Annotated in this window: 22 protein-coding genes and 1 pseudogene; 17 read left to right on the top strand and 6 right to left on the bottom strand. The window is 62.9% G+C overall.

All coding sequences use genetic code 11. The features are described from left to right. The first annotated feature begins 28 nt into the window (after nucleotides 1-28). Nucleotides 29-1,264 (top strand): chromate efflux transporter, encoded by a 1,236-nt coding sequence (gene chrA / locus BG83_RS0121940; protein ID WP_024978746.1) that lies wholly within the window; start codon nucleotides 29-31, stop codon nucleotides 1,262-1,264. A 50-nt stretch (nucleotides 1,265-1,314) separates the two neighbouring features. Here the strand turns inward: chrA and dbpA are convergent, their stop codons facing one another. After that, nucleotides 1,315-2,712 carry an ATP-dependent RNA helicase DbpA gene (gene dbpA, locus BG83_RS0121945; RefSeq protein WP_024978747.1) on the bottom strand — a complete coding sequence of 466 codons (1,398 nt, stop codon included), beginning with the start codon at nucleotides 2,710-2,712 and terminating at the stop codon, nucleotides 1,315-1,317. A gap of 14 nt (nucleotides 2,713-2,726) precedes the next feature. Further along, complete coding sequence (locus BG83_RS0121950) at nucleotides 2,727-2,912, bottom strand: hypothetical protein (RefSeq protein WP_024978748.1); 186 nt, start codon at nucleotides 2,910-2,912, stop codon at nucleotides 2,727-2,729. A gap of 495 nt (nucleotides 2,913-3,407) precedes the next feature. On the opposite strand from BG83_RS0121950, the gene BG83_RS0121955 reads away from it, so the two are divergent. From BG83_RS0121955 to BG83_RS0121990, 8 genes are read left to right on the top strand one after another with little or no spacing between them, the layout of a single operon-like run. Continuing rightward, nucleotides 3,408-5,156 carry a PHA/PHB synthase family protein gene (locus BG83_RS0121955; RefSeq protein ID WP_024978749.1) on the top strand — a complete coding sequence of 583 codons (1,749 nt, stop codon included), beginning with the start codon at nucleotides 3,408-3,410 and terminating at the stop codon, nucleotides 5,154-5,156. Continuing rightward, nucleotides 5,157-6,671: an efflux transporter outer membrane subunit gene (locus BG83_RS0121960; RefSeq protein ID WP_024978750.1), complete on the top strand. Its 1,515-nt coding sequence runs from the start codon at nucleotides 5,157-5,159 to the stop codon at nucleotides 6,669-6,671. After that, the gene (locus tag BG83_RS0121965) at nucleotides 6,668-7,741 is read left to right on the top strand and encodes an HlyD family secretion protein (RefSeq protein WP_024978751.1); all 1,074 of its coding nucleotides are present in this window, start codon (nucleotides 6,668-6,670) and stop codon (nucleotides 7,739-7,741) included. The genes BG83_RS0121960 and BG83_RS0121965 overlap by 4 nt, the downstream gene beginning before the upstream one ends. Continuing rightward, nucleotides 7,705-10,521: a ribosome-associated ATPase/putative transporter RbbA gene (rbbA, locus tag BG83_RS0121970; RefSeq protein WP_024978752.1), complete on the top strand. Its 2,817-nt coding sequence runs from the start codon at nucleotides 7,705-7,707 to the stop codon at nucleotides 10,519-10,521. The genes BG83_RS0121965 and rbbA overlap by 37 nt, the downstream gene beginning before the upstream one ends. A gap of 12 nt (nucleotides 10,522-10,533) precedes the next feature. Further along, on the top strand, nucleotides 10,534-11,685 hold the full coding sequence (locus tag BG83_RS0121975; RefSeq protein WP_051541544.1) for an ABC transporter permease: 1,152 nt from the start codon (nucleotides 10,534-10,536) through the stop codon (nucleotides 11,683-11,685). 9 nt (nucleotides 11,686-11,694) lie between these two features. Next, nucleotides 11,695-12,201: a hypothetical protein gene (locus BG83_RS0121980; RefSeq protein ID WP_024978754.1), complete on the top strand. Its 507-nt coding sequence runs from the start codon at nucleotides 11,695-11,697 to the stop codon at nucleotides 12,199-12,201. 9 nt (nucleotides 12,202-12,210) lie between these two features. Further along, complete coding sequence (locus BG83_RS0121985) at nucleotides 12,211-13,656, top strand: bifunctional enoyl-CoA hydratase/phosphate acetyltransferase (RefSeq protein ID WP_024978755.1); 1,446 nt, start codon at nucleotides 12,211-12,213, stop codon at nucleotides 13,654-13,656. Next, on the top strand, nucleotides 13,653-14,837 hold the full coding sequence (locus BG83_RS0121990; protein ID WP_024978756.1) for an acetate/propionate family kinase: 1,185 nt from the start codon (nucleotides 13,653-13,655) through the stop codon (nucleotides 14,835-14,837). Before BG83_RS0121985 ends, BG83_RS0121990 begins: the two co-directional genes overlap by 4 nt. A gap of 107 nt (nucleotides 14,838-14,944) precedes the next feature. Here the strand turns inward: BG83_RS0121990 and BG83_RS27980 are convergent, their stop codons facing one another. From BG83_RS27980 to BG83_RS0122000, 3 genes are all read right to left on the bottom strand, one after another. Continuing rightward, nucleotides 14,945-15,286, bottom strand: coding sequence for a hypothetical protein (locus BG83_RS27980; protein WP_152543738.1), 342 nt, complete (start codon nucleotides 15,284-15,286; stop codon nucleotides 14,945-14,947). A 74-nt stretch (nucleotides 15,287-15,360) separates the two neighbouring features. After that, nucleotides 15,361-15,579 (bottom strand): sulfurtransferase, encoded by a 219-nt coding sequence (locus BG83_RS28375; protein ID WP_051541548.1) that lies wholly within the window; start codon nucleotides 15,577-15,579, stop codon nucleotides 15,361-15,363. Nucleotides 15,580-15,607: 28 nt separating this feature from the next. Continuing rightward, nucleotides 15,608-16,468 (bottom strand): MBL fold metallo-hydrolase, encoded by an 861-nt coding sequence (locus BG83_RS0122000; protein ID WP_024978758.1) that lies wholly within the window; start codon nucleotides 16,466-16,468, stop codon nucleotides 15,608-15,610. An 82-nt stretch (nucleotides 16,469-16,550) separates the two neighbouring features. Between BG83_RS0122000 and BG83_RS0122005 the strand changes: the two genes are divergently transcribed. The 6 genes from BG83_RS0122005 (at nucleotide 16,551) to BG83_RS0122030 (ending at nucleotide 19,849) form a co-directional block, all read left to right on the top strand. Next, entirely contained in the window at nucleotides 16,551-16,889 is a 339-nt protein-coding gene (locus BG83_RS0122005) for an ArsR/SmtB family transcription factor (protein WP_024978759.1), read from the top strand. Continuing rightward, a complete protein-coding gene (locus BG83_RS0122010; protein ID WP_024978760.1) occupies nucleotides 16,883-17,317 on the top strand; it encodes a YeeE/YedE family protein in 435 nt (144 codons plus the stop codon). Before BG83_RS0122005 ends, BG83_RS0122010 begins: the two co-directional genes overlap by 7 nt. Before the next feature lies 1 nt (nucleotide 17,318). Next, nucleotides 17,319-17,750, top strand: coding sequence for a DUF6691 family protein (locus BG83_RS0122015; protein ID WP_024978761.1), 432 nt, complete (start codon nucleotides 17,319-17,321; stop codon nucleotides 17,748-17,750). Between the two features lie 18 nt (nucleotides 17,751-17,768). Further along, a complete protein-coding gene (locus BG83_RS0122020) occupies nucleotides 17,769-18,587 on the top strand; it encodes a sulfite exporter TauE/SafE family protein (protein WP_024978762.1) in 819 nt (272 codons plus the stop codon). Between the two features lie 55 nt (nucleotides 18,588-18,642). After that, nucleotides 18,643-19,461 (top strand): c-type cytochrome, encoded by an 819-nt coding sequence (locus BG83_RS0122025; protein WP_024978763.1) that lies wholly within the window; start codon nucleotides 18,643-18,645, stop codon nucleotides 19,459-19,461. A 184-nt stretch (nucleotides 19,462-19,645) separates the two neighbouring features. Continuing rightward, complete coding sequence (locus BG83_RS0122030) at nucleotides 19,646-19,849, top strand: YgaP family membrane protein (protein WP_024978764.1); 204 nt, start codon at nucleotides 19,646-19,648, stop codon at nucleotides 19,847-19,849. A 190-nt stretch (nucleotides 19,850-20,039) separates the two neighbouring features. Here BG83_RS0122030 and BG83_RS27985 read toward each other — a convergent pair. Further along, nucleotides 20,040-21,076: pseudogene (locus BG83_RS27985) on the bottom strand (PEP/pyruvate-binding domain-containing protein); the annotation flags it as partial. A 355-nt stretch (nucleotides 21,077-21,431) separates the two neighbouring features. On the opposite strand from BG83_RS27985, the gene BG83_RS0122040 reads away from it, so the two are divergent. Together BG83_RS0122040 and BG83_RS0122055 are read left to right on the top strand one after the other, a co-directional pair. Continuing rightward, entirely contained in the window at nucleotides 21,432-22,016 is a 585-nt protein-coding gene (locus tag BG83_RS0122040) for a fasciclin domain-containing protein (protein ID WP_024978765.1), read from the top strand. Nucleotides 22,017-23,145: 1,129 nt separating this feature from the next. After that, nucleotides 23,146-23,475, top strand: coding sequence for a hypothetical protein (locus tag BG83_RS0122055; RefSeq protein WP_024978768.1), 330 nt, complete (start codon nucleotides 23,146-23,148; stop codon nucleotides 23,473-23,475). The last annotated feature ends 5 nt before the right edge of the window (nucleotides 23,476-23,480 follow it).

Raw genomic sequence — 23,480 nt, forward strand, 5'->3', positions numbered from 1 at the left:
TTTCCCAAACATCGATCTCTCCCCGCCAATGACCGCATCCGCCACACCGTCCCGCACACATCAAGCGGGCTCTGCCATGGAAGTGCTGGCGGTCTTTCTCAAGCTGGGTCTCACCAGTTTCGGTGGGCCGGTGGCACATATCGGCTACTTCCGGCGCGAGTTCGTGGAGCGCCGCCGCTGGCTGGACGACGCAACGTTCACGGACCTCGTGGGCCTGTGCCAGTTTCTTCCCGGGCCTGCCAGCAGCCAGGTGGGATTCTCCGTCGGGCTGCTTCGGGCCGGATGGCGCGGCGGGTTGGCGGCATGGTGTGGCTTTACGCTGCCTTCCGTCTTGTTGCTGCTGGCCTTTGCGATGCTCGCGCCGAGCTTGGGCGGCCCGATTGGCGCGGGCCTGATCCACGGTTTGAAGCTGGTTGCCGTTGCGGTAGTGGCACAGGCCGTGTGGGACATGGCACGCAAGCTCTGTCCTGACTGGCAGCGCGCAGGTATCGCGCTGATCAGCATCGCCGTGCTCAGCGCGTTGACAACCGTATACGCGCAACTGGTCGTGATCGTGCTCGGCGCCATGCTCGGGCTGGCGTTGTGCAGATCGTCCCGTCAGGCGAGTGGTGGTCCGAGGGCGGAGCAGGGGGCTGCATTCCGCGTGTCCCACGTGGCGAGCATCGTCTGCATGGTCCTGTTCTGCGCGCTGCTGTTCGGGCTTCCTGTCGCGACGGATCTCCATCCGTGGATGCCCGCCAAGGTGTTCGACGCTTTCTATCGTTCGGGCGCGTTGGTATTTGGGGGCGGGCACGTCGTGCTGCCCCTGCTGGAGCAGCAGACTGTTGCGACTGGCTGGGTCGCGTCGAACGATTTTCTGGCTGGCTATGGTGCCGCGCAAGCCGTGCCGGGGCCGCTATTTACCTTCGCCGCTTTCCTCGGCTGGACGATCGGCCCGGGGCTGAATCACTGGGCCGGGGCTGCGCTTGCCACGGTGGGCATTTTTCTGCCGGGCCTGCTGCTGGTCATTGCCGCGCTGCCTTACTGGCAGGCGTTGCGCGCTCGCCCCTCCATGGCAGCGTTGCTGGCAGGTGTGAATGCCGCGGTGGTCGGGTTGCTGGCGTTTGCGCTTTACTCGCCGGTCTGGACGAGCGCCGTGCGGTCATGGCTTGATTTCGCTGTCGCGGCGATTGCGTTTCTGCTGCTGACGCGATGGAAAACGCCACCGCTGATTGTGGTGGCGTTTTGTGCGGCGGCGGGCGTTGCCGCAGCCGTGCTGGGTTGAATCGCGCTCTCCCTACGAGCGGCAACCGGTAGCTGCGCAAAGGCAGCGGGTCATTCGTCCATGAGCCGAACCCTGACCTTCTTGCCCTTCAGCGTGCCGGCGTTGAGCTTGCGCAGCGCATCGCGCGCGATGCCGCGCTCGACCGCGACGTAGGTCGAGAATTCGGTCACGTTGATCTTGCCGATCTGGTCGCCGCGAAAGCCGGCATCGCCCGTCAACGCGCCGAGCACATCGCCAGGGCGGATCTTCTCCTTGCGTCCGCCGAGAATCTGCAGCGTTTCCATTGGCGGCAGCAGCGGGGCGTCATTGCCGGTATCCAGCTCGTCGAGCTTGTGCCATTCGACCTCGCGCCCGAGGGCCTGCTCGATGTTGCCGACTCGCCCCATCTCGTCCATGCTCGCGAGGCTCAGCGCCCAGCCGTTCTCATCGGCACGGCCCGTGCGGCCAATGCGATGCACGTGCACTTCGGGGTCAGGCGTCACGTCAACGTTGATCACCGCTTCGAGCTGTGCGATGTCGAGCCCGCGCGCGGCAACGTCGGTCGCGACGAGCACCGAGCAACTGCGGTTCGCGAACTGGATCAATACCTGATCGCGCTCGCGCTGCTCGAGTTCGCCATGCAACGCCAGCGCGTGGATGCCCTGCGCGCGCAACACGTCAAGCAGGTCGCGGCATTGCTGCTTCGTGTTGCAGAACGCGAGCGTGCTCACCGGCCGATAGTGCTTGAGCAGCAGCCCGACCGCATGCAACCGCTTGTTGTCGGGCACCTCGTAGAAGCGCTGGCGAATCTTGCTGTCGTCGTGGCGCTCTTCGAGCTTTACCTCTTTTGGATTGCGCAGAATGCGCTGGCTCAGCTTCGCAATACCTTCCGGGTAGGTTGCTGAGAACAGCAGCGTCTGCCGATCAGGCGGGCATTGGCGCACGACTGTCGCGATGTCATCGAAGAAGCCCATGTCGAGCATGCGGTCGGCTTCGTCCAGCACGAGCGTCTTCAATGCGCCGAGCGCGAGATTGCCGCGCTCCAGATGGTCCATGATGCGCCCCGGTGTGCCGACGATGACATGTGCGCCATGCTCGAGGCTCGCCGCCTGCGGACGCATCGGTGTGCCGCCGCAGAGCGTCAGTACCTTTACGTTTTCTTCGGCGCGTGCCAGACGGCGGACCTCCTGTGCCACCTGATCGGCAAGCTCGCGCGTGGGGCAGAGCACCATCGCCTGCACGTCGAAGCTGCGCGCGTCGAGCCGTGCGAGCAGGGCCAGCGCAAACGCTGCAGTTTTGCCGCTGCCGGTCTTGGCCTGCGCGATCAGGTCGTGCCCCGCAAGCGCGATGGGCAGGCTTGCAGCCTGGATCGGCGTCATGTCGGTGTAGCCGAGCTGCGCAAGGTTCGCGAGCACGGCCGGGGCGAGCGCTAGGGTGGTGAAGGGCGTGGCGGTTGGTTCGATGGTCATGTCGTTGCGTTGGATCACTTGAGCGGCTTGCCTTCGATTTGCTTGTAGATGACCCGGCCGTCTTTGGTTTCGACGCGTTTGAGATAGTTGCGCGCGCCGCATAGCGCACAGCGGAACAGCGGTCCTTGGCCCTCATCCTTGATGACGACGTCGGACAGCTCCCACTGCGTGCCGCAGCTCTGGTTGATGCAAGTGAACACGGTTTTCTCTAAATGGATTGTTCGTTGCGCCTCGATGACGAGGCAGGTGGACCGGGGCCGCGAGCGCGCCGATGTCAATCTGGATCATTACCTCAACCACAAATGGCTTTGCCAAGCCGTTCGTAGGAGATTGCGCTGCCCTTTGGCTATGTTGGCCTGACAGATGGGAAAGTCATCTCGTCTCGCGACGCCCACGCCATGCGCCCAATGCATCCTGTTGGTGCAACAGATTCGCGGCTACAACGTTGAGAGCGATGGAGATATGGGGCCGATCCTGCAGATCGTCACGTTTTCCCCGCCGGACTCTAACACACCCATTTAGGCCCGTAAGGCGCGGGCTAAGCCTCTGTGGCGACTGGCAGGAAACCGCAGATGTCATTTCTTTGACACGGCCTAGAGTCCACGCTCTTGTCCCGGTTTGAGGTGCGTCAAGTCCGGTCGGTAGCCGCTGGCATCTAATGGATCGCATATTGGCAATCGTTTGACGCCCCAACCATGCGCACCGCCCCCGTGCCGTCTTCACCGACTGCAGACCAGATCGATCTGCCGTTTCACGCGGCTCTTGCCCGCACATCGAATTCGCTGTCGCTTGCATCAATGCAACTGGCGTTGCTCGATTGGGCGCTGCATCTGGCCGTCTCGCCGGGCAAGCGGCTGGATCTGTGCCGCCTGGCGCTGACGCAGGCCGAACAACTCGAGCGTTATATCCGAAACTGCTTGGCGTCCGGCCCGCAGGACGTGTGTCTTTGCGTCCAGCCGCCGGCCCATGATCGTCGTTTCTTGGCTGACGAGTGGCGCTTGTGGCCGTTCAACGTGCTGCACCAGTCTTTCCTGTTGACTGAACAATGGTGGGAGGCGGCCACGCGCGGCGTCTGGGGTGTCGCCAAGCATCATGAGGACGTCGTTGCCTTTGCTGCGCGTCAATGGCTCGACATGATGTCGCCGGGCAACCAACTGGCAACCAACCCGATTGTCCTGCGTCGGACGTTCGAGCAGCACGGCACCAATCTCGTGCGCGGTGCGTTCAATGCGCTCGATGATCTCGAGCGTTCCATGAGCGGCGCGCCGGCGGCCGGTACGGAACGCTTCATAGCAGGCCGTGACGTTGCCATAACGCCCGGCAAGGTCGTGCTGCGCAACCGCCTGATCGAGTTGATCCAGTACACACCGACCACGAGCAAGGTCCAGGCCGAGCCCATCCTGATCGTGCCGGCATGGATCATGAAGTACTACATCCTGGATCTGTCGCCGCAGAACTCGCTGATCCGCTATCTGGTAGAGCAGGGCCATACCGTGTTCTGCATCTCCTGGAAAAACCCCGACGAGGCTGATCGCGACCTCGACATGGATGACTACCTCAAGCTCGGTGTCTTTGCCGCGCTCGATGCCGTCAATGCCATCGTGCCGGGCCGGCACGTACACGCCGCCGGCTACTGCCTCGGGGGCACGTTATTGGCCATTGCCGCGGCTGCCATGGCACGCGATGGCGATGCGCGGCTGGCGTCGATGACACTCTTTGCCGCGCAGACAGACTTCTGTGAGCCGGGCGAACTCGGTCTGTTCATCGACGAGGCACAGGTCAGTCTGCTGGAAGCGCAGATGGAGCAGACCGGCTATCTGCGCGCCAGCCAGATGGCCGGAGCCTTCCAGATGCTGCGCTCGTACGACTTGCTGTGGTCCAGGTTGGTGGGGGAATACTTGCTGGGCGATCGCGCACCCATGAACGATCTGATGGCCTGGAACGCCGATGCCACGCGCATGCCCGCGCGGATGCACAGCCAGTATCTGAGGCACCTGTTCCTGAACGACGACCTGAGCGAGGGCCGCTACCCCGTCAACGGCAAGCCGGTGGCACTCAACGACATCGACCTGCCCATCTTCGTGGTGGGCACGCTGACCGACCACGTGGCGCCATGGCGTTCGGTCTACAAACTGCATCACTTGACCGAGGCGGAGCTGACGTTCGTGTTGACAAGCGGCGGTCATAACGCCGGCATTGTCAGCCCGCCGGCCAACTCGCATCGGCGGTTCCAGATGCAGACGCGCCACATCGGTGAGACATCGGCGGCGCCGGATGACTGGCTGGCATCGGCCCCCGCCACCGACGGTTCATGGTGGCCGGCATGGCATGCATGGCTGGTCGCGCATGCATCGGGCGCCACAGTGGTCAAACCGCCGAAGATGGGCGTACCCGGATTGCCGCCACTGGCTGATGCGCCCGGCACCTACGTGCTGGAGAAATAGATGCGTGTTGAGAAACAACGCCGCGCATGCGGCAGGTACGCCGGCACGCGTATGTCCGCCATGGTGGCCTCCGCCACTGCGCTGGCCCTGTCAGCTTGCATCTCGATGGCGCCGCCTTACGAGGCACCCGCCCTGCCCGTGGCCCAGCACTATGACGCCGACGATGGCCGCGATGGCCTCTCAGCCTCCGCCACTGGCTGGCAGGCGTATTTTACGGACAAGCGCCTGCAGGCATTGATCGCTCAGGCGCTGGAGAACAACCGCGATCTGCGCACCGCCGTGCTGCGGGTGGAGGAGGCGCGTGCCGCGTTTGGCATCCAGCGGGCGGAGATATTTCCGCACCTCGACGCGCAGGCCGGCATCAGCCGCCTGAGCATTCCGGCGGACCTGAGCCCATTCGGCATGCCGATGCGTGTCACTCAGTACCAGGTGGGCGCCGGTGTTTCCAGTTGGGAGATCGATTTCTGGGGGCGCGTACGCAACCTCAACGACGCCGCACTGGAGAGCTATGTGGCTTCCGACGCCGCGCGCCGTGCGGTAGCGCTTGGGCTGATCGCGCAGGTGGCCGACAGCTACCTGGTATTGCGTGAACTGGACGAGCGCATTGCACTGGCGCAGCAGACCGTAGACAGCCGAACCGAGACCCTGCGCATCTTCTCGCGCCGTGTAGCGGTGGGGGCGACTTCACGATTGAACCAAACGCAGGTCGAGACCCTGCTGACCCAGGCGCAGGCGCTGTTGACGCAATTGCAGCAGGCGCGCGACGCACAGGCGCATGGCTTGGCCTTGCTTGTCGGCAAGCCGATCGACCTGCCATCGGTTTCTGAGCCACTTGACGAGCACCGCATGCTGGCCGACTTGCGCGCAGGCCTGCCTTCCGACCTACTGACGCAGCGCCCGGACATTGTTGCCGCGGAGCACCGGCTGCGTGCCGCGCACGCCAGCATCGGCGCGGCACGGGCGGCGTTTTTCCCCCGCGTGGCCCTGACAGGCGCTTACGGCACGATCAGCCCGGAACTGGGCAATCTGTTTGCACCCGGCACGCGCGCCTGGGTTTTTGCACCAAGCATCAGCCTCCCGCTGTTTGAAGGCGGCAAGCTGCGCAGCAACCTCGACCTGGCAGAAACCCGCCGAGACCTTGCCGTGGCTGCCTACGAGAAGACCGTGCAGAGCGCTTTCCGCGACGTGTCCGACGCGCTTTCCGCACGCAAGTGGGTAGCCGAACAGCTCGACATTGCGCAGGCCGCACTGGCAGCGCAGACCGAACGCGCACGGTTGTCGCAACTTCGCTTTGATGCCGGAGCATCGACGTTCCTGGAGGTTCTTGACGCCCAGCGCGACCTACTGGCCGCGCAGCAGCAACTGGTGCAGGTGCGCCGTGCGCTTCTCTCTAGCCGCGTTGGCCTGTATGCGGCACTGGGTGGCGGCACGCAGGCCGTCGAATCCGCATCCGATCCGCAACCCCATCTGAGCCCGACGCCATCACCGCGCGTATCGGGCAAACCTACACCATGACCACGACTCCCCGACAACGATGGATTGCGCTGCTCGCTGCCGCCTTGGTGGTCGCCGGTGGGGCGTTCGCATGGAAGTCCTTGCGGCAAGAGGGGCCCGGCAAGGGTTTTGTGAGCGGCAACGGCCGTATCGAGGCCACCGAAATCGACGTGGCCACCAAGCTTCCCGGCCGCGTGCAAGACATCCTGGTGGACGAGGGCGACTTCGTGAGGGGCGGCCAGCCGCTTGCGCACATGCAAGTGCAGACGCTGGAAGCGCAGCGCGACGAGGCCCAGGCGCGGCAGCAGCAATCCGTTTCTGCCGTGGCGAGTGCGCAGGCCCAGGTGGCTGTACGAGAGGCCGATCGGCAGGCTGCACTGGCGCAGATCGCCCTGCGTGAGAGCGACCTGGATGCCGCGCAGCGGCGGTTGGCGCGTTCCGAAACGCTGTCGAACGAAGGGGCATCGTCCATGCAGGAACTGGACGACGACCGCGCCCGTGTGCGCAGCGCCAAGGCCGCGCTGGTGGCGGCCCGCGCGCAAGCCGAGGCGGCGCAGGCCGCCGTCTTGGCCGCCCGTACGCAGGTGGCCGGTGCCGGTGCCACCGTCAAGGCGGCCGACGCAACCGTACTGCGCATCAAGGCCGATATCGATGACAGCGCCTTGACGGCCCCGCGCGACGCCCGCGTGCAATACCGCATCGCCCAGCCCGGTGAGGTTCTGGCCGGCGGCGGGCGCCTGCTCAATCTCGTGGATCTTTCCGACGTCTACATGACCTTCTTTGTGCCGGAGACGGACGCAGGCCGCATCGCCATGGGCAGCGAGGTGCGTATCGTGCTCGACGCCGCGCCGCAATTCGTGATTCCGGCGCGCGTGTCCTTTGTGGCCAGCACCGCGCAATTCACCCCCAAGACGGTGGAGACGGCCAGCGAGCGCCAGAAGCTGATGTTTCGCGTCAAGGCGCAGATCGATCGCGATCTGCTGCGCAAACACCTGAAGCTCGTGAAGACCGGTCTGCCCGGCGTGGCGTGGCTCAGACTCGACGGGCAAGCCGAATGGCCGGCCAGCCTGGCGATCAAGGTTCCGCAGTGACCACCTCTGTCGACCCATCTGCGTTACATGACGGGCGCCCCGTGGCGCCGGTGGCAAGCCTGGCCGGCGTGAGCCTGCGCTATCGCAAGACGCTGGCGCTGGATGGCGTCACGCTCGATCTGCCCGCCGGCTGCATGGTCGGACTGATCGGTCCGGACGGCGTGGGCAAGTCCAGCCTGCTGTCATTGGTGGCCGGCGCGCGTGCCCTGCAGGACGGCGCAGTGCATGTGCTGGGCAGCGACATGGCCGACCGCCGTGCGCGCGCCGCGGTCGGTCCTCGCATTGCTTACATGCCGCAAGGGTTGGGACGCAACCTGTACCCCACGCTGTCGATCGAGGAGAACCTGCAGTTCTTCGGGCGGCTGTTCGGCCACGATGCAGCGGAGCGCCGACGCCGCATTGATGCGCTCACGTCCAGCACCGGCCTGCGCGCGTTTCTCTCACGACCAGCCGGCAAGCTGTCGGGCGGCATGAAACAGAAGCTGGCCTTGTGCTGCGCGCTGATCCACGATCCCGATCTGCTGATTCTGGACGAGCCGACCACGGGCGTCGACCCGCTCTCGCGCAGGCAGTTCTGGGACTTGATTGCCAGTATTCGCGCCGCGCGCCCGGGCATGAGCGTGATCGTGGCCACCGCGTACATGGAAGAGGCCGAGCGCTTTGATTGGCTGATCGCCATGGATGCGGGGCAGGTGCTCGCCACCGGCACACCGGCCGCCCTGCGCAGCCGCGCGGGTACCGATTCCCTTGAGGCCGCTTTCATTGCGCTGCTGCCGCTCACGCGCCGGCAGGGTCATCAGGCCGTGGTGGTGCCACCGCTGGTGGCCGGCGCAGAAGACGATGTGGCCGTGCAGGCAAACGGCCTGACCATGCGCTTTGGCGACTTTGTCGCAGTCGACCACGTCGACTTCCGTATCCGTCGTGGAGAGATCTTCGGCTTTCTCGGCTCGAACGGCTGCGGCAAATCGACCACCATGAAGATGCTCACGGGCCTGCTGCCTGCCAGCGAGGGCCAAGCGTGGTTGTTTGGGCATCCTGTTGACCCGAAGGACATCGACACACGCCGGCGTGTGGGCTACATGTCGCAAGCGTTCTCGCTGTATGGCGAGCTGACCGTACGTCAGAACCTTGTGCTGCACGCGCGCCTGTTCCAGGTGCCCAAACCCGAGGTGCAGTCGCGTGCGGCTGAGATGCTGACCCGCTTCGGACTGCAGGACGTGTCCGACAGCCTGCCCCAGAGCTTGCCGCTGGGCATGCGGCAGCGGCTGTCGCTGGCCGTGGCGATGGTGCACAAGCCTGAGCTGCTGATCCTGGACGAACCGACCTCCGGCGTGGACCCGGTCGCGCGCGATATGTTCTGGCGCCTGATGATCGACCTCGCCCGGCGGGATCGCGTGACCATCTTCATCTCCACGCACTTCATGAACGAGGCCGAGCGATGCGACCGCATCTCGCTCATGCATGCCGGCCGTGTGCTGGTGAGCGATGCGCCCGCGGCGCTGGTGCGTGCCCGTGGCACGCAGACGCTCGAGCAGGCGTTCATTGGCTATCTACGGGAAGCTGCCGAAGCGTCTGCGGACACCGACGAGGTTGCCGCGCCGCTGCCGGTGCGCACGGCGGCAACCACTGCGCCTACCGGCATGCTCGCCCGCCGCGGCTTCAGTCTTGCGCGCGCATTGAGCTATTCGCAGCGCGAGGCGTTGGAGCTGCGCCGCGACCGCGTGCGCGCCACGCTGGCCCTGCTGGGCACGGCCATCCTCATGTTCATCATCGGATACGGCATCAGCCTGGATGTGGAGAACCTGACCTACGCCGTGCTGGACCGCGACCAGACCGTGCTCTCGCACGACTACACGCTCAACCTGGCGGGCTCGCGTTATTTCATCGAAAAACCCCCAATTCGCGACTACGCTGAGTTGGACCGCCGCATGCGCAACGGCGAGTTGTCGCTGGCGATTGAAATCCCGCCTGGCTTTGCACGCGACTTGGAACGCGGCGCGGCCGTGCAGATCGGTGCCTGGGTGGACGGTGCCATGCCCACCCGCGCGGAAACCGTGCGCGGTTACGTACAGGCCATCCACCAACTCTGGCTGGCCGATACGGTCGTGCACCGGCTGGGGGTGCGTCTGGCGGCGCCCAGCAGCGTTGAGACGCGCTATCGCTACAACCCCGACGTGAAAAGCCTGCCTGCCATGGTGCCTGCCGTGATTCCGATGCTGCTGATGATGATTCCCGCCATGCTGGCGGCGCTGTCGGTGGTGCGTGAAAAGGAGCTGGGCTCCATCATCAATTTCTACGTGACACCGGTCACACGCGCGGAATTTGTGCTCGGCAAGCAGGCGCCGTATATCGTACTGGCCATGCTGAACTTCCTGTTGCTGGCGGTGCTGGCGGTGACGGTGTTCGGGGTCCCGATTAAAGGCAGCTTTGCGACGCTAGCGCTGGGGGCGCTGATCTTCGTGACGTGTTCGACGGGTTTCGGGCTGTTTGCGTCCACCTTCACGCAAAGCCAGATCGCGGCCATGTTCGTCACCATGATCGGCACAATCATTCCGTGCGTGCAATTTTCCGGATTGCTCAATCCGGTGTCGTCGCTGGAAGGGGCGGGGGCCTTGATCGGGCGCGTGTATCCGGCCACGCATTTCCTGACCATCAGCCGGGGCGTGTTCAGCAAGGCGCTGGATATGGGTGCGTTGGGCAGCGCATTCTGGCCGCTCCTGGCGGCGGTGCCGTTCATCCTGGGCGCCACCTTGCTGATGCTGCGCAAGCAGGATCGATAGGAGAGCCACATCATGCCGAGCCTTCCGATCGATCGCCGCACCGCTCGCCTGAACAACATCTTCCGTCTTGGCATCAAGGAATTGCGAAGCCTGGTGCGCGACCCGATGATGCTGGTGCTGATCGTCTATACCTTCACAGTGTCGATCTACGTGGCGGCTACTGCCATGCCGGCAAGCCTGCACAATGCCTCGATCGCCATCGTCGATGAAGACAGCTCACCGCTGTCGGCGCGCATTGTCTCGAGCTTCTATCCACCGCATTTCCGAACGCCGGCGCTGATTCCGCTCACGGAGGTGGACCCAGGCATGGACAGCGGCCGTTACACGTTTGTGCTCGACATCCCGCCCAACTTCCAGCGCGATGTGCTGGCGGGCCGCGCACCGTCCATTCAGCTCAACATCGACGCCACGCGCATGAGCCAGGCCTTTACCGGCAACGGCTACATCCAGCAGATCGTCTCGGGCGAGGTGAATACCTTCCTGCAGCGCCACCGCGCCGCGCCCGCCACGCCGGTCGACCTGGTGCTGCGCACCCGCTTCAACCCGAACCTGGAGCAGACGTGGTTCGGCTCGTTGATGGAGATCATCAACAACGTGACCATGCTCTCGATCATCCTGACCGGAGCCGCGCTCATCCGCGAACGCGAGCACGGCACGATCGAGCACCTGCTGGTGATGCCTGTCACGCCATTCGAGATCATGGTGTCCAAGGTCTGGTCGATGGGGCTGGTGGTGGTGCTGGCCGCGCTCGTTGCACTGGTGTGCGTGGTGCAGGGCGCGCTGCATGTACCGATCGAGGGCTCGATCCTGCTGTTCATGCTGGTGGCTACGCTGCATCTGTTTGCCACGACGTCCATGGGGATTTTTCTTGCGACGGTGGCGCGGTCCATGCCGCAGTTCGGCATGCTATTGGTTCTGGTGCTGCTGCCGCTGCAGTTGCTCTCGGGCGGTACCACCCCGCGAGAGAGCATGCCCAGCGTGGTGCAGGACATTATGTTCGCCGCGCCGACCACGCATTTTGTGTCGGCGTCGCAAGCCATTCTCTATCGGGGTGCGGGGCTCGAGGTCGTGTGGCCGCAGTGTCTGGCCATCTGCGTAATCGGCACCGTGCTGTTTCTCGCATCATTGACGCGCTTTCGCCAAACCATCAGCCAGATGGTTTAAGGAGCCAACATGGATACACCCGCCAACGTTCCTCTCGCGCTCCGAAAGGCGCAAGTCAAGTTCGCACTGCAGACGTTGGGTCTGCTCAAGGCAACACGGCAGCGGTGGTATGAATTGGGTGCTGAGCTGCTGGCCCAAGACGTCGCCCGCACAGAGTCCGCGCTGGAGGATCTGCAACGCGTCGGAGACTGGAACGCCTTTGCAGCACTGCTGCCCAACGCATTCTGGCAGGCCAGCCAGCGCGGCATGAATGTGCTGCAGGGGGTGCTGCAGACGGCCATCTCTAACCAATCGAGCTTCGTGGCGGATTACCAGCGCGTCATGCTGGAATGGCAGCAGGCTTCCGTAAGGGCATTGAGCACGGCAGGCAATGCCATGCCGGTCAATACGGCGCTGCAGGGCATGCTGTCGGCGTGGGGCATGCCGGGCGACGCATTGCTCCCCTCCGGACCCGAGCGGTCAACTCCTGTCCGTGCGCCCGGCAAGGGCAACGGTCAACTCCATCAAGCTTCCTGACGAGCACACATGGGCCCCGATCATTTGTCTGCACCGCCGGCCTTGCTGCCAGTCGGTGATCTGAGTGTTGTGCGCAATCGCACCTTTGACGAAATTGCCATTGGCGACACGGCTGCCATCCTGCGCACGCTCACGGCGGAGGACATCCAACTCTTTGCCGTGCTATCGGGGGACGTCAACCCGCAGCACCTGGACCCGGAGTTTGCGGCGTCCACGCGTTTTCATGGTGTGATTGCCCACGGCATGCTGGGCGGAGCGCTTATTTCCGCTTTGCTTGGCACGCGTTTGCCGGGGCCGGGAACGATCTACCTTGGGCAGACGCTGCAGTTTCTCGCGCCGGTGCGCATTGGCGACACCTTGACCATCCGCGTGACGGTGGTCAGCAAGGAGGAGGAAAGAAAGCGGATCAAGCTGGCATGCAGTTGCACAAACGACAGCGGCACGGTGGCCATCACGGGCGAGGCCGAGGTCATCGCGCCCACCGAGCGGATCGAGCGTCCGCGTACCACGCTGCCGGATGTGCGTATCACCACCGGCAGTGATGGCATTCACCGGCTGCTCGACCATGTGCGGCCTCTTGGTGCGATCCGTATGGCCATCGTCCACCCGTGCGATGCGCTGAGCCTGTCTGCCGTGATGGACGCGCACGCTGAGGGGCTGATCGTGCCATGCCTCGTCGCGCCGTATGCCAAGCTGATGCGCGTAGCCGCCGAAGCCGGCCTTGACCTCAGTGGCATAGAGATCGAAGACGTGCCGCACAGCAGTGCCGCTGCAACCCGCGCAGTGGAGCTTGTGACGCAGGGCAGGGCAGAGGCGCTGATGAAGGGCAGTCTGCATACCGACGAGTTGATGGCGGCGGTGGTGCGCGAGGGGGCCGGGCTGCGTACCAAACGGCGGATCAGCCATTGCTTTCTGATGCAATCGCCAGCGTATCCGCGCCCGTTTATCGTGACGGATGCTGCCATCAACATTGCGCCGACCCTGGATCAAAAGGCGGACATCGTCCGCAACGCCATCGATCTGGCGCATGCGATTGGCGTTGAACGGCCGCGGGTGGCGATCCTTGCGGCGGTCGAGACCGTGAACCCCCGCATGCCCGCCACGCTTGATGCGGCCGCACTGTGCAAGATGGCGGACCGCGGTCAGATCGAAGGCGGTGTGCTGGACGGGCCGCTGGCTTTCGACAATGCGGTATCTGCCGCTGCGGCGCGTATCAAGGGCATTATTTCGGAAGTCGCAGGGCAGGCCGATGTGCTGGTGGTGCCCGATCTGGAAAGCGGCAACATGCTCGCCAAACAGTTGGAATACCTGGGCGGCGCTGCCAGCGCAGGCATCGTGCTTGGCGCCCGCGTGCCCATTGTGTTGACCAGCCGTGCCGACTCGCGCGAGTCGCGCATCGCGTCGTGTGCCGTTGCCACCTTGCTGGCTCACCGCTACCGCAACCTGCCGCCATGAACGATTGCATCGTCGTACTGAATTGCGGCTCGTCGAGCATCAAGTTTGCATTGTTCGATGCCACCCTGGATCCATTGCAGCGCACACCCATGTGGAGCGGGAAAGTGGAGGGGATCGGCACCGAGCACCCTCTGGCGACAGAGGCTGGCGCGCCAACACAAGCGCTAGCGCTTGACAGTTCGCAGCCCTATCACGCCGCACTCATGCACATTCGCCAGCGTGTCGAGCACAGGCTGGACGGCCGCCGGCTGATGGCCGTGGCGCATCGGGTGGTGCATGGCGGCTCCAAATATTTCGCGCCGGTACGCGTGAACTCGGAGGTGCTTTCCGATCTACGGAGCTACATTCCGCTGGCGCCCCTGCATCAGCCGTTTGCGCTGGAGGCCATCGAGGCGCTGCTGTCGGACTTGCCCGATGTGCCGCAAGTCGCGTGCTTCGATACCGCGTTTCACCGCACGCTGCCGCAGGTTGAGACGATGCTGCCGCTGCCGTACACGGCATGGGAGCGCGGTCTGCGCCGTTATGGCTTTCACGGGTTGTCGTACGAGTACATGTCGATCGCTTTGCCGGAACGGCATGGCGATATAGCCCTGGGGCGAGGCATCGTCGCGCACTTGGGCAGCGGCGCCAGCCTGTGTGCGATGCACGGCCTGAAGAGCGTGGCCACAACGATGGGGTTTTCCGCCCTCGACGGCCTGATGATGGGGACGCGATGTGGCTCGCTCGATCCGGGTGCGGTGCTCTACATGATGGAGACGGAGCATCTTTCCCCCGCACAAGTCGGGCACGTGCTGTATCACGAATCGGGTCTGCTTGGGGTGTCGGGGCTGTCTTCCGACCCGCGCGAGCTGATTGCGTGCGAGGCCGACAACCCGCGCGCGCAGGCAGCGCTCGCGCTCTACGTGCGCCGGATCGTCCGTGAGATCGGCGCCCTGGTGGCCGTGCTGGGCGGCCTGGATTTCTTGGTCTTCACGGCGGGTATTGGCGAACACAACGCTGTACTTCGCGAACGCGTTGTGGGCGCACTTGGCTATTTGGGCGCCGACCTAGATGACGAGGCCAACCAGGCGCATGCGGCGATCATTTCCAGTTCAGCGAGCCGGATTCGCGTGGCGGTCGAGCCTACAAATGAGGAGTGGGTGGCAGCTCGGCATGCGGTGCAGTGCAATCTACGGCCATAAGCCTTCCTTGCACGATCGTTGATCGGGCTGGCAGGCAGTTATGCACAGTGTGCTGCACTGCCCCATGTCCACCTCGCTTGGTGGACACGAGCTTGCAGAAATTGGCATTACCGTGGCGTCTGCCTCCACATCTGATGGTTCAGCATCATCTGCTCCATCATCTGATAGTGGAGGTCCATGTACTGGTCCGACATGTATTGGTGTTCCTTCATCTGCTCGGGTGTGAGGCGCGAGTAGTAGCCACCCATTCCCCGCCACCCCACCATCGGGCCGCCGCCCATCATGTGACCACCGCGCATTCCAGGGCCACCCATCATTCCAGGACCGCCCATCATTCCCGGGCCCCACAGCTCACGCATCATGCCCATCGTGCTCTGCGTTGTTGCCCAATGTTCATCGAGCAGTTTCTGGCGCTCTTTCGGATCCTGGGTCTGGCGAGCCTTGTCCATTTCTTCCTCACGTATCTCTTGAAGCGAAATATGAAGGCCAATCTGATTGAGGTGGCGTGCGATGGCGATAGCCCTCAGTAGGGCAATCCTTCTTCGATCGGAAGGGAAGGGTCCCGGGACCACTCGTTCCAGGAACCGAGATATAGCCGCACGTTCTTGATGCCGGCTTCCTCCAGCGCGACGAACGTTGTGGATGCGCGCGCGCCTTTGAAGCAGAAGACAATGACGGGGGTTTCCTGGCGAATTCCGACCGTCGCGCATTCGGCAAGAATCTCTGCCGGTGACTTGAACATCTGCCCAGTGGGCGTGCGCGATGTGGCCTCAGAGGGCGTTAAGCGGGATTTTCAGGTAGCGAACGCCGTTCTCTTCGGGCGGGGGCAGCTCTCCTGCGCGGATGTTGACCTGCACTGAAGGCAGAATCAGCGTCGGCATCGCCAGCGTCGCATCGCGGGCCTGCCGCATGGCGACAAACTGTGCCTCGGTCACGCCGTCGTGCACATGGATATTGCGATTGCGTTCGTCACGCACCGTCGTTTCCCAGGCCGGACCCCGTCCTTCTGGCGGATAGTCGTGACACATGAAAAGCCGGGTCTCGCCTGGCAAGTCCAGCAGCTTACGGATGGAGTGAAACAGCTCGTGTGCATTGCCACCCGGGAAGTCACAGCGCGCGGTGCCAACGTCCGGCATGAACAGCGTATCGCCCACGAAAACCACATCCTCGAATTGGTACGCCATATCGGCAGGTGTGTGGCCTGGCACGTGAATCGCCTTGCCGGTCAGCCCGCCGATGGCGAACGTCTCGCCGTCTTCAAACAGATGGTCGAACTGTGACCCGTCTGGCCGGAACTCCGCTTCCAGGTTGAAGAGTTCTTTGAACACGCCCTGCACCTGTCGGATGTGTTGACCGATGCCGATGCGGCCACCCAGATGACGCTTGAGATAGGGCGCGGCGGAAAGGTGGTCTGCGTGTGCATGCGTCTCAAGAATCCATTCGACGCGCAACGCACGCTCGCGCACAAACGCGATGACCCGGTCGGCGCTGGCCGTCGACGTCCGGCCCGACTTTGGGTCGTAATCCAGGACCGAGTCGATGATCGCGCACTCGGAGCGCGCTTCCTGATGAACCACGTAGGTCACTGTCCAGGTTGCCGGGTCAAAGAATGGCTGAACAATCGGTTGCATGGGGCCTCCTATGCCGCACATCAATCTACTGGAAAATAATATATTTTTTTATATACTATACGCATGGAAACCGAAAGCACATATGGACAACGATCAAGCTGCTATCGACCTCGTCAGCATGCAAGCCGCCGCGTCGAACGCTTGCGTCTTACTCAAGCTGCTCGCCAATCCTGACCGACTGCTGCTGATGTGCCAGTTGTCGCAAGAGGAGCTGTCCGTGGGCGCACTGGAGGAGCGGCTGGGCATCCGGCAGCCGACGCTGTCGCAACAGCTGGGCATCCTGCGCGAGAACGGCTTGGTGGTGTCACGTCGTGATGGGAAGAACATCTTTTATTCGATCGAAAGTGGGCCGGCGCTCGCAGTCATGACTGTCCTTTACGAACAGTTCTGCGCCGACGGCAAAGGGGAAAAAACATGCTGATTGACATCACAAACTTCACGCCTGGCCTGTCGCTGGGCGGCGGACTGATCATCGGTGCGGCGGCGGCCGTGCTGGTGCTGTTCAACGGCCGTATCGCAGGCATCAGCGGCATCCTGGGCGGGTTATTGAGCCTGCCACGCACTGACGTGGTCTGGCGCGTGGCCTTTCTTGCCGGTCTGGTCGGTGCCCCGGTCATTGCGACTGTGCTCGGCAGGGCGCCCGTTGCAGATATCCAGGCCGGCTGGAGCGAAATCCTGGTCGCCGGCTTTCTGGTGGGCCTGGGCACGCGCTACGCCAGCGGCTGCACAAGCGGCCACGGGGTGTGCGGTATCTCGCGCGGCTCCGTTCGCTCCCTGGTTGCGACCTCGACCTTCATGGCGGCTGGCTTCCTGACCGTCTTCGTGCAACGACATCTGATTGGAGGCTGACATGGCTGCCATTACCGCATTGCTCGCCGGCCTGCTTTTCGGCATGGGCTTAATGATTTCCGGGATGGCCAATCCGGCCAAGGTGCAGGGCTTTCTCGACCTGGCAGGCCGGTGGGACCCTTCTCTGGCGTTCGTGATGATCGGCGCGATTGCCGTTGGCTCACTCGCGTTCTTCATTGCCAAACGCCGCAAGCGTTCGTTCCTCGGAATGTCCATGCAGTTGCCGGCAAGCACGGTCGTGACACTGCGGCTGGTGTTGGGCAGCGCCGCGTTTGGAATCGGCTGGGGCTTGGCAGGCTTCTGCCCGGGCCCCGCGCTCGTGGCCCTGGGTGCGGGTTATCCGAAAGCGATTGGCTTCGTAGCCGCCATGGTGGCTGGCATGGTTGTCTTCGAGGTCTTTGAGCGAATGAAATCCAGCGCACAACACGCATAAGCAGGCTACGGGGAGTCAATGGAAAACATCGTTGTAAGCAGCGCTGCACTTGGCGCTGTGGTCGGCCTCATTCTGGCGTTGACTGGTGCAGGTGGCGCGATCCTCGCGGTTCCGTTTCTGCTGTTCGTCCTGCGCCTCAATGTTGCAGAGGCCGCGCCGGTCGCCCTGCTTGCCGTGGGCCTGTCTGCGGCCGTGGGGGCCGCCATTGGACTGCGGGCGGGCATCGTGCGCTACCGCGCCGCCACGCTGATGGCATTGGCCGGTACGGTCTTCTCACCCGCAGGCTTGTGGCTCGCGCACCGTCTTCCGAACGGACCGCTGACCCTGCTCTTCGCTGCCGTGCTGGCCTTTGTTGCGCTGCGCATGTTCAAGCAGGCTAGCGCGAGTGCGCCCCACAGAGCGGAAACCGAGCAGCACTCGCAACCGTGTCAACTGGATAACCAGACCGGCCGCTTTGTCTGGACGGCTTCCTGCACCCGCGCGCTCGCGCTTTCGGGCATTGGCGCTGGCTTTCTCTCGGGCCTGCTGGGGGTGGGTGGGGGCTTCGTCATCGTTCCGGCGCTCAAGAAAGCCACCAACGCCCCGGTGCATTCCATCGTGGCGACCTCTCTGGCAGTCATTACCTTGGTGTCTGCCTCAGGCGTCATCACAACTGCCTTGTCGGGGCGAATGAACTGGCAGATCGGCGTGCCTTTTGCCGCAGGCGCCATGCTTGCCATGCTGGGTGGGCGGGTCGTGGCCGGTCAGTTGAGCGGCCACAGGCTGCAGCAGGGCTTCGCGTTTATCGCGGGTCTCATTGCCATCGGGATGGTGGCGAAGGTCGCACTGGCAGCGTAATGCCAAACACACGAACGTACCCGAAAAAGGTACGCCTCATACAAAGGAGACACTCTTGAACTCAGTCAAGTCGCACACCCTGGTAGTGGCGCTTTTGGCGGCAACCAGCATGCCTGCGCTATCGCAACCTCAGACCGTCCCGATGCACGTGCCTGAGGAGTCTTCGATCCCGCAGGGGGCCATGGGGGACGCCATCAAGCGCGGAAAGGAGCTGCTGACGGATACCCACAAACAGTTGCCCCGAAACGTGGGCAACGGCCTGAACTGTACGAGTTGCCATCTGAATGGCGGGACGACGGCCTACGCATCGCCTTGGGTCGGGCTCACAGGAGCCTTTCCGGAATACCGGTCCCGCAGCGGCAAAATCATCTCGCTGCAGGAGCGCATCAACGACTGCTTCCAGCGCTCGATGAACGGCAAACCGCTGCCCTTCGACTCGGCAGAGATGAACGCCATCATGGCCTATATGAAGTGGCTGTCCACAGGCGTGCCCACCGGCACCAATGTGGCTGGCCGAGGTTTCGAGAAGATTGACACCTCGCTCGTTCCAAACCGTGAGCACGGCAAATCAGTCTACGCAGCACAGTGCGCGTCCTGCCACGGTGCTGAGGGGCAGGGCACCCCAAATCCGCAAGGCGGCTACATATTCCCGCCACTGTGGGGCAAGGACTCGTTCAACGTGGGGGCAGGGATGGCCCGGATGTACACCGCTGCTGCGTTCGTGAAGCACAACATGCCGCTTGGTCAGGGCGGCACGCTGTCTGCGCAGGATGCTGTGGATGTCGCCGCGTTCTTTACCCAGCAACCCCGCCCAGACTACGCGCCACGCGTCAACGATTGGCCCAAAGGTGACAGGCCGAAGGACGCACGCTAGCGCCGGGCGGCCGGGCGACGGACCACTTAGCAAAGTGTTGCGCTACATCATGACCCGGCTTTTGACTTGCGTTAAGAATTTTCCCAAGGCGCATATGAGTCGCCCAGCCTCTGAACGGATTGCACAGCAACGTTCAGCCTTGGTGAAAAGCCTGTGCAATCCTCATCGAATCAAGGAGTCCGCCATGCAAGCAAATGTTGGAACGATCGACCGCGTTATTCGAATTGTTGTCGGGCTGGTTTTGATCGGTCTGGCCGCGACAGGGCGCGTGGGCGCCTGGGGCTGGATTGGCATCGTGCCACTGCTGACAGGTATCGTGCGCGTATGCCCCGCCTACAGCATTCTGGGCGTGAAAACGTGCGCAGCGCCGAAGGCGGATGCAAAGTAGAAATGCACCGGCCGTGCCCGGACGAAGCCCATCTGGGCACAACCGTGCCACATCAGGAAGCGCTATTGATCAACCAATTATTTGCTGGGACACCGCAGGTGTGCGATCGGCCGGTGAATGCGCCGGAATTTGAGGTGGCTTCGGAACGGATGAGAAGGCGCGTTGTGAGTGCGCCCGCTTAGTGCCCGTATCACGCGGTTTTCCGTGCAGCGCTCTCGGCCGCCGCCACAGTGCGTTTGACCGCGATGAAGCTGTCCGGGCTCACCGATAGGAGTCAATGCCGCACTCGACAAGGAAGGCGGAAAATTCGGGGTGGTCACTGGGTGCTTGGCCACACAAACCGACGTGGGCGCCGGCCTCATGTGCCTTCGCGATGACGCTTTGGATCATCCACTTGACGGCATCGTCCTGCTCATCGAAAGGCTCCGCGAGATCTGCCGAGTCGCGGTCAACGCCCAGCGTCAGCTGCGTCAGATCGTTGCTGCCAATCGAGAAGCCGTCGAAGCGTTGCGCGAAAGCCTTCGCCAGAATCACGTTCGATGGAATCTCGCACATCACATAAATTTTGAGGTCGGCTTCGCCGCGCCGGATGCCGTTCTGCGCCATCACTTCATAGTGCTGCTCGATCACACAGGCCCATCGCGACAAGATCAGGATCTCCTTATCGCTCAGGACGAACGCCGCACGCTCGGTTTTTGATGTCGGGACGTTCTTCGTCGGGTGGCCGCCGTCGTTTGCGTAGATCATTTTGAGACCTTTGCCGCCCAGCTTCTTTCCAACGATCGGCAACAACGACGGCTCAGACAGCAGCGGCTTGAAGACCTCGTATTCGTCGGGGGCCACCTTGCCCTGGACGACGTTTTCGCCAAGCCCCCAGGCCGCATTGATCAGGACAGACTTGTCAAAGCCCGTCTCGGTATCGATGGTGAACATGACACCGGCGCCGCCCAGATCGGATCTCACCATCCGCCGCACGCCGACCGACAGTGCGACCTTGGAATGGTCGATGCCCTTCGCTTGGCGGTAACTGATTGCGCGGTCTGTGAACAGCGACGTGTAGCGGCGGCGGCAGGCGTCGAGCGGGGCACGTTCGCCCCGGATGTTGAGATAGGTTTCCTGCTGCCCGGCAAAGCTCGCCCCCGGCAGATCCTCGGCCGTCGCGCTTGATCGCACGGCAACGTCCACGTCGACCTGTCCCAGCCGGCGGTTCAGTTCATGGTATGCAAGCCATTCAGTAAGAAATGCGCTGACTCTCTTTGTAGAGCAACTTCTGTCTCCGCTATGCCGTCATGACTTGGAAGTAAATCCGTGCGCAAAATTAACGCGCACCCGGGTCGCAAGGAAAAATCAGTACAAAACGAAAGAGCGAACAGTAGCTACCTTCCCATCTCACCAGCGAGGCTCGGTTGGATGAGCGATCGCAACTCTTGGGTCTGGAGGTACAGACTTTTCTGATGCAAAGCCAACTCAATCTTGTGGGTTGCTACTGCGTTGTTGCGCGATCCGACCGTGCATCCGACAGCCACTTGTCTTCGTATATTGATTGCTTCCACGTTGCGAAGCGCCACGATAGAGGTCAACGATGAAACGGTATCAACTGGCAAAGTTGTTTGGTGTTCTGCTTTCTTTCGCAATCATTTCTGGCGGCTATGCGTCCGTAGCGACGGCCGCAATGGGCGATGGCGAAGCCACCACCATGGTGGGTGGCGCTCCGATGTATCCGTCCAAGAACATTATTCAAAATGCGGTCAATTCGAAGGATCACACCACTCTTGTTGCTGCCGTGAAGGCAGGTGGCTTGGTCGAAACACTGTCTGGGACGGGGCCATTCACCGTGTTCGCACCAACCAACGAAGCCTTTGCAGCGCTGCCCTCCGGCACCGTCGATCAGTTGCTCAAGCCTGAAAGCAAGCCGACCTTGGTCAAGGTGTTGACCTATCACGTGGTGCCCGGCCGGCTCACGGCACAAGACCTTATGAAGGCTGTCGCCGATGGCGGCGGCAAGGCGATGCTCAAAACCGTCGAGGGTGATCCGCTCACCGTCATGCAGAAGGGCGACCGTTTGACCGTCACCGACGACAAGGGTGGCGTCGCCGTTGTAACGATCGGCAACGTGTACCAGTCGAACGGCGTGATTCACGTCGTGGACAAGGTATTGATGCCGTAATCCTTCCCGTGCAGCGCAAGGGCGCGTGCCCTTGCGCGCTCGAACTATGACGGGAGGAAGGCAATGTCATCTCAATTTCGCTACGCGCAAGATGTTCATTGCCGGAAGGACGCGGGAGATATGCTTTTGCCGCATCCCGTCATGGGTAACCCGGGCACGCAAAATCATATGCACGTTGTCGGAGCATCTTCGCCCGGCCCCGCGGGCACGATATCAGCGCCGCAGGAAGCCGCCCGGGAACGGCTTATTGAGCCGCTCAAGCAGACTGGCGAAGGAAGCAAATCGGCGTTCGCAGAACCCTGTACGCTGACTTCTCCCAAACTCTATTCGTCGGCTTACACAATCCTCCGCAGTTCAGGCGAAGCAGAAGACGTGCTGCAGAACTGGGTCTGTACGCAGGGCACGATTCCGTTGTACCGATGGAGCATGTGGCGTCGATGCAGTCCGTCTTGGAGCAGGGCAATGCCAAGGACAAAGCCATCAGAAACAGGGGGCATTGGCGCGCTTCGGGCGGGTGGCCTCCGGCAGTCTGCTTGGCGTTGATACAGTAGTGCCGGACACGAACACGACGTCCACCTGTTTCATGCGTGAATCAGTTCTGGCGTGTTTCCCGACGACGCGTCATGCCCGACGCGCTCATGCGCCGTGGTTCGCGCCTTTAGCCGCGTTGGCGTGGTTCTTGCGCGGATTCACCATCCGTGCAAAGTACATTGTTGCGGAGACGTCCGCCATGCCGCGGAACCATCCAGAATGCCCGCCAGTCCGTCACGACCGCCATTACGGTGGCGCCTTCGATGCGCGCGCGAGCGACGGCCGACAAGGTAGGCGGTGCCATCGACGCAGCGTCGTGATGCAGCGTTCCGCCGCACGCGATCATGGCCGATACGCCGCTGCAATCCTGGAACGATCCTGTGCCTTCAACGGATGTGGTGGCGCCAGCGGTGGTGCTGCCTGCGTAAGGCCGCAACGCCGTTCGCCATTTACGTGACGGTAGAGACCTGTTCAACAACTGGCGTCGGGAGGGAATGGCACGGGGGCCGTCGAATCTCGTTGTCAGAGCAGTGTTTGGCAAACCGGGACGAGCGCTTCTTCAAGGTGAGGGCGGCGCGTTGCGTCAAGGGGACGAATCATGACATCCAAACATTGCACACCATCGTGGACATGGGCACGCAAGGGCCTGCTGACCGCCACGATCGGATTGCTGGGGGCTACAGGCCTTGCTGCGCCGACCGGTACAACCGGATCGACCGGCCCAGCCAAGAATGCCGGCATCAGCGCGTCGCCGCATATGCTGAATGGCAAGGTGGTTCCGCCGCCTCGTCCCACTGTGCCGACCGTGATCGTTCCAGGCATGCCGCGTTCGCTCATGCGCGAAGCAGAGCACGGCCATAGCACCGGCGGCACGATCGTCTCTCCGGCGTCGGTGCATCGCCAGAACGGCACTGTCTGGGTCGACTGACGGAG

Origin of the sequence: Ralstonia pickettii (assembly GCF_000607165.1) — a bacterium.
In the GTDB taxonomy this organism is placed as follows: Bacteria; Pseudomonadota; Gammaproteobacteria; order Burkholderiales; family Burkholderiaceae; genus Ralstonia; species Ralstonia holmesii.

What these genes read in the sequence shown, in the direction of transcription:
- chrA (WP_024978746.1), top strand. Translation starts at nt 29, where the DNA reads ATGACCGCATCCGCCACACCGTCCCGCACACATCAAGCGGGCTCTGCC.
- dbpA (WP_024978747.1), bottom strand. Translation starts at nt 2,712, where the DNA reads ATGACCATCGAACCAACCGCCACGCCCTTCACCACCCTAGCGCTCGCC.
- BG83_RS0121955 (WP_024978749.1), top strand. Translation starts at nt 3,408, where the DNA reads ATGCGCACCGCCCCCGTGCCGTCTTCACCGACTGCAGACCAGATCGAT.
- BG83_RS0121960 (WP_024978750.1), top strand. Translation starts at nt 5,157, where the DNA reads ATGCGTGTTGAGAAACAACGCCGCGCATGCGGCAGGTACGCCGGCACG.
- BG83_RS0121965 (WP_024978751.1), top strand. Translation starts at nt 6,668, where the DNA reads ATGACCACGACTCCCCGACAACGATGGATTGCGCTGCTCGCTGCCGCC.
- rbbA (WP_024978752.1), top strand. Translation starts at nt 7,705, where the DNA reads ATGGCCGGCCAGCCTGGCGATCAAGGTTCCGCAGTGACCACCTCTGTC.
- BG83_RS0121975 (WP_051541544.1), top strand. Translation starts at nt 10,534, where the DNA reads ATGCCGAGCCTTCCGATCGATCGCCGCACCGCTCGCCTGAACAACATC.
- BG83_RS0121980 (WP_024978754.1), top strand. Translation starts at nt 11,695, where the DNA reads ATGGATACACCCGCCAACGTTCCTCTCGCGCTCCGAAAGGCGCAAGTC.
- BG83_RS0121985 (WP_024978755.1), top strand. Translation starts at nt 12,211, where the DNA reads ATGGGCCCCGATCATTTGTCTGCACCGCCGGCCTTGCTGCCAGTCGGT.
- BG83_RS0121990 (WP_024978756.1), top strand. Translation starts at nt 13,653, where the DNA reads ATGAACGATTGCATCGTCGTACTGAATTGCGGCTCGTCGAGCATCAAG.
- BG83_RS27980 (WP_152543738.1), bottom strand. Translation starts at nt 15,286, where the DNA reads ATGGACAAGGCTCGCCAGACCCAGGATCCGAAAGAGCGCCAGAAACTG.
- BG83_RS28375 (WP_051541548.1), bottom strand. Translation starts at nt 15,579, where the DNA reads ATGTTCAAGTCACCGGCAGAGATTCTTGCCGAATGCGCGACGGTCGGA.
- BG83_RS0122000 (WP_024978758.1), bottom strand. Translation starts at nt 16,468, where the DNA reads ATGCAACCGATTGTTCAGCCATTCTTTGACCCGGCAACCTGGACAGTG.
- BG83_RS0122005 (WP_024978759.1), top strand. Translation starts at nt 16,551, where the DNA reads ATGGACAACGATCAAGCTGCTATCGACCTCGTCAGCATGCAAGCCGCC.
- BG83_RS0122010 (WP_024978760.1), top strand. Translation starts at nt 16,883, where the DNA reads ATGCTGATTGACATCACAAACTTCACGCCTGGCCTGTCGCTGGGCGGC.
- BG83_RS0122015 (WP_024978761.1), top strand. Translation starts at nt 17,319, where the DNA reads ATGGCTGCCATTACCGCATTGCTCGCCGGCCTGCTTTTCGGCATGGGC.
- BG83_RS0122020 (WP_024978762.1), top strand. Translation starts at nt 17,769, where the DNA reads ATGGAAAACATCGTTGTAAGCAGCGCTGCACTTGGCGCTGTGGTCGGC.
- BG83_RS0122030 (WP_024978764.1), top strand. Translation starts at nt 19,646, where the DNA reads ATGCAAGCAAATGTTGGAACGATCGACCGCGTTATTCGAATTGTTGTC.
- BG83_RS0122040 (WP_024978765.1), top strand. Translation starts at nt 21,432, where the DNA reads ATGAAACGGTATCAACTGGCAAAGTTGTTTGGTGTTCTGCTTTCTTTC.
- BG83_RS0122055 (WP_024978768.1), top strand. Translation starts at nt 23,146, where the DNA reads ATGACATCCAAACATTGCACACCATCGTGGACATGGGCACGCAAGGGC.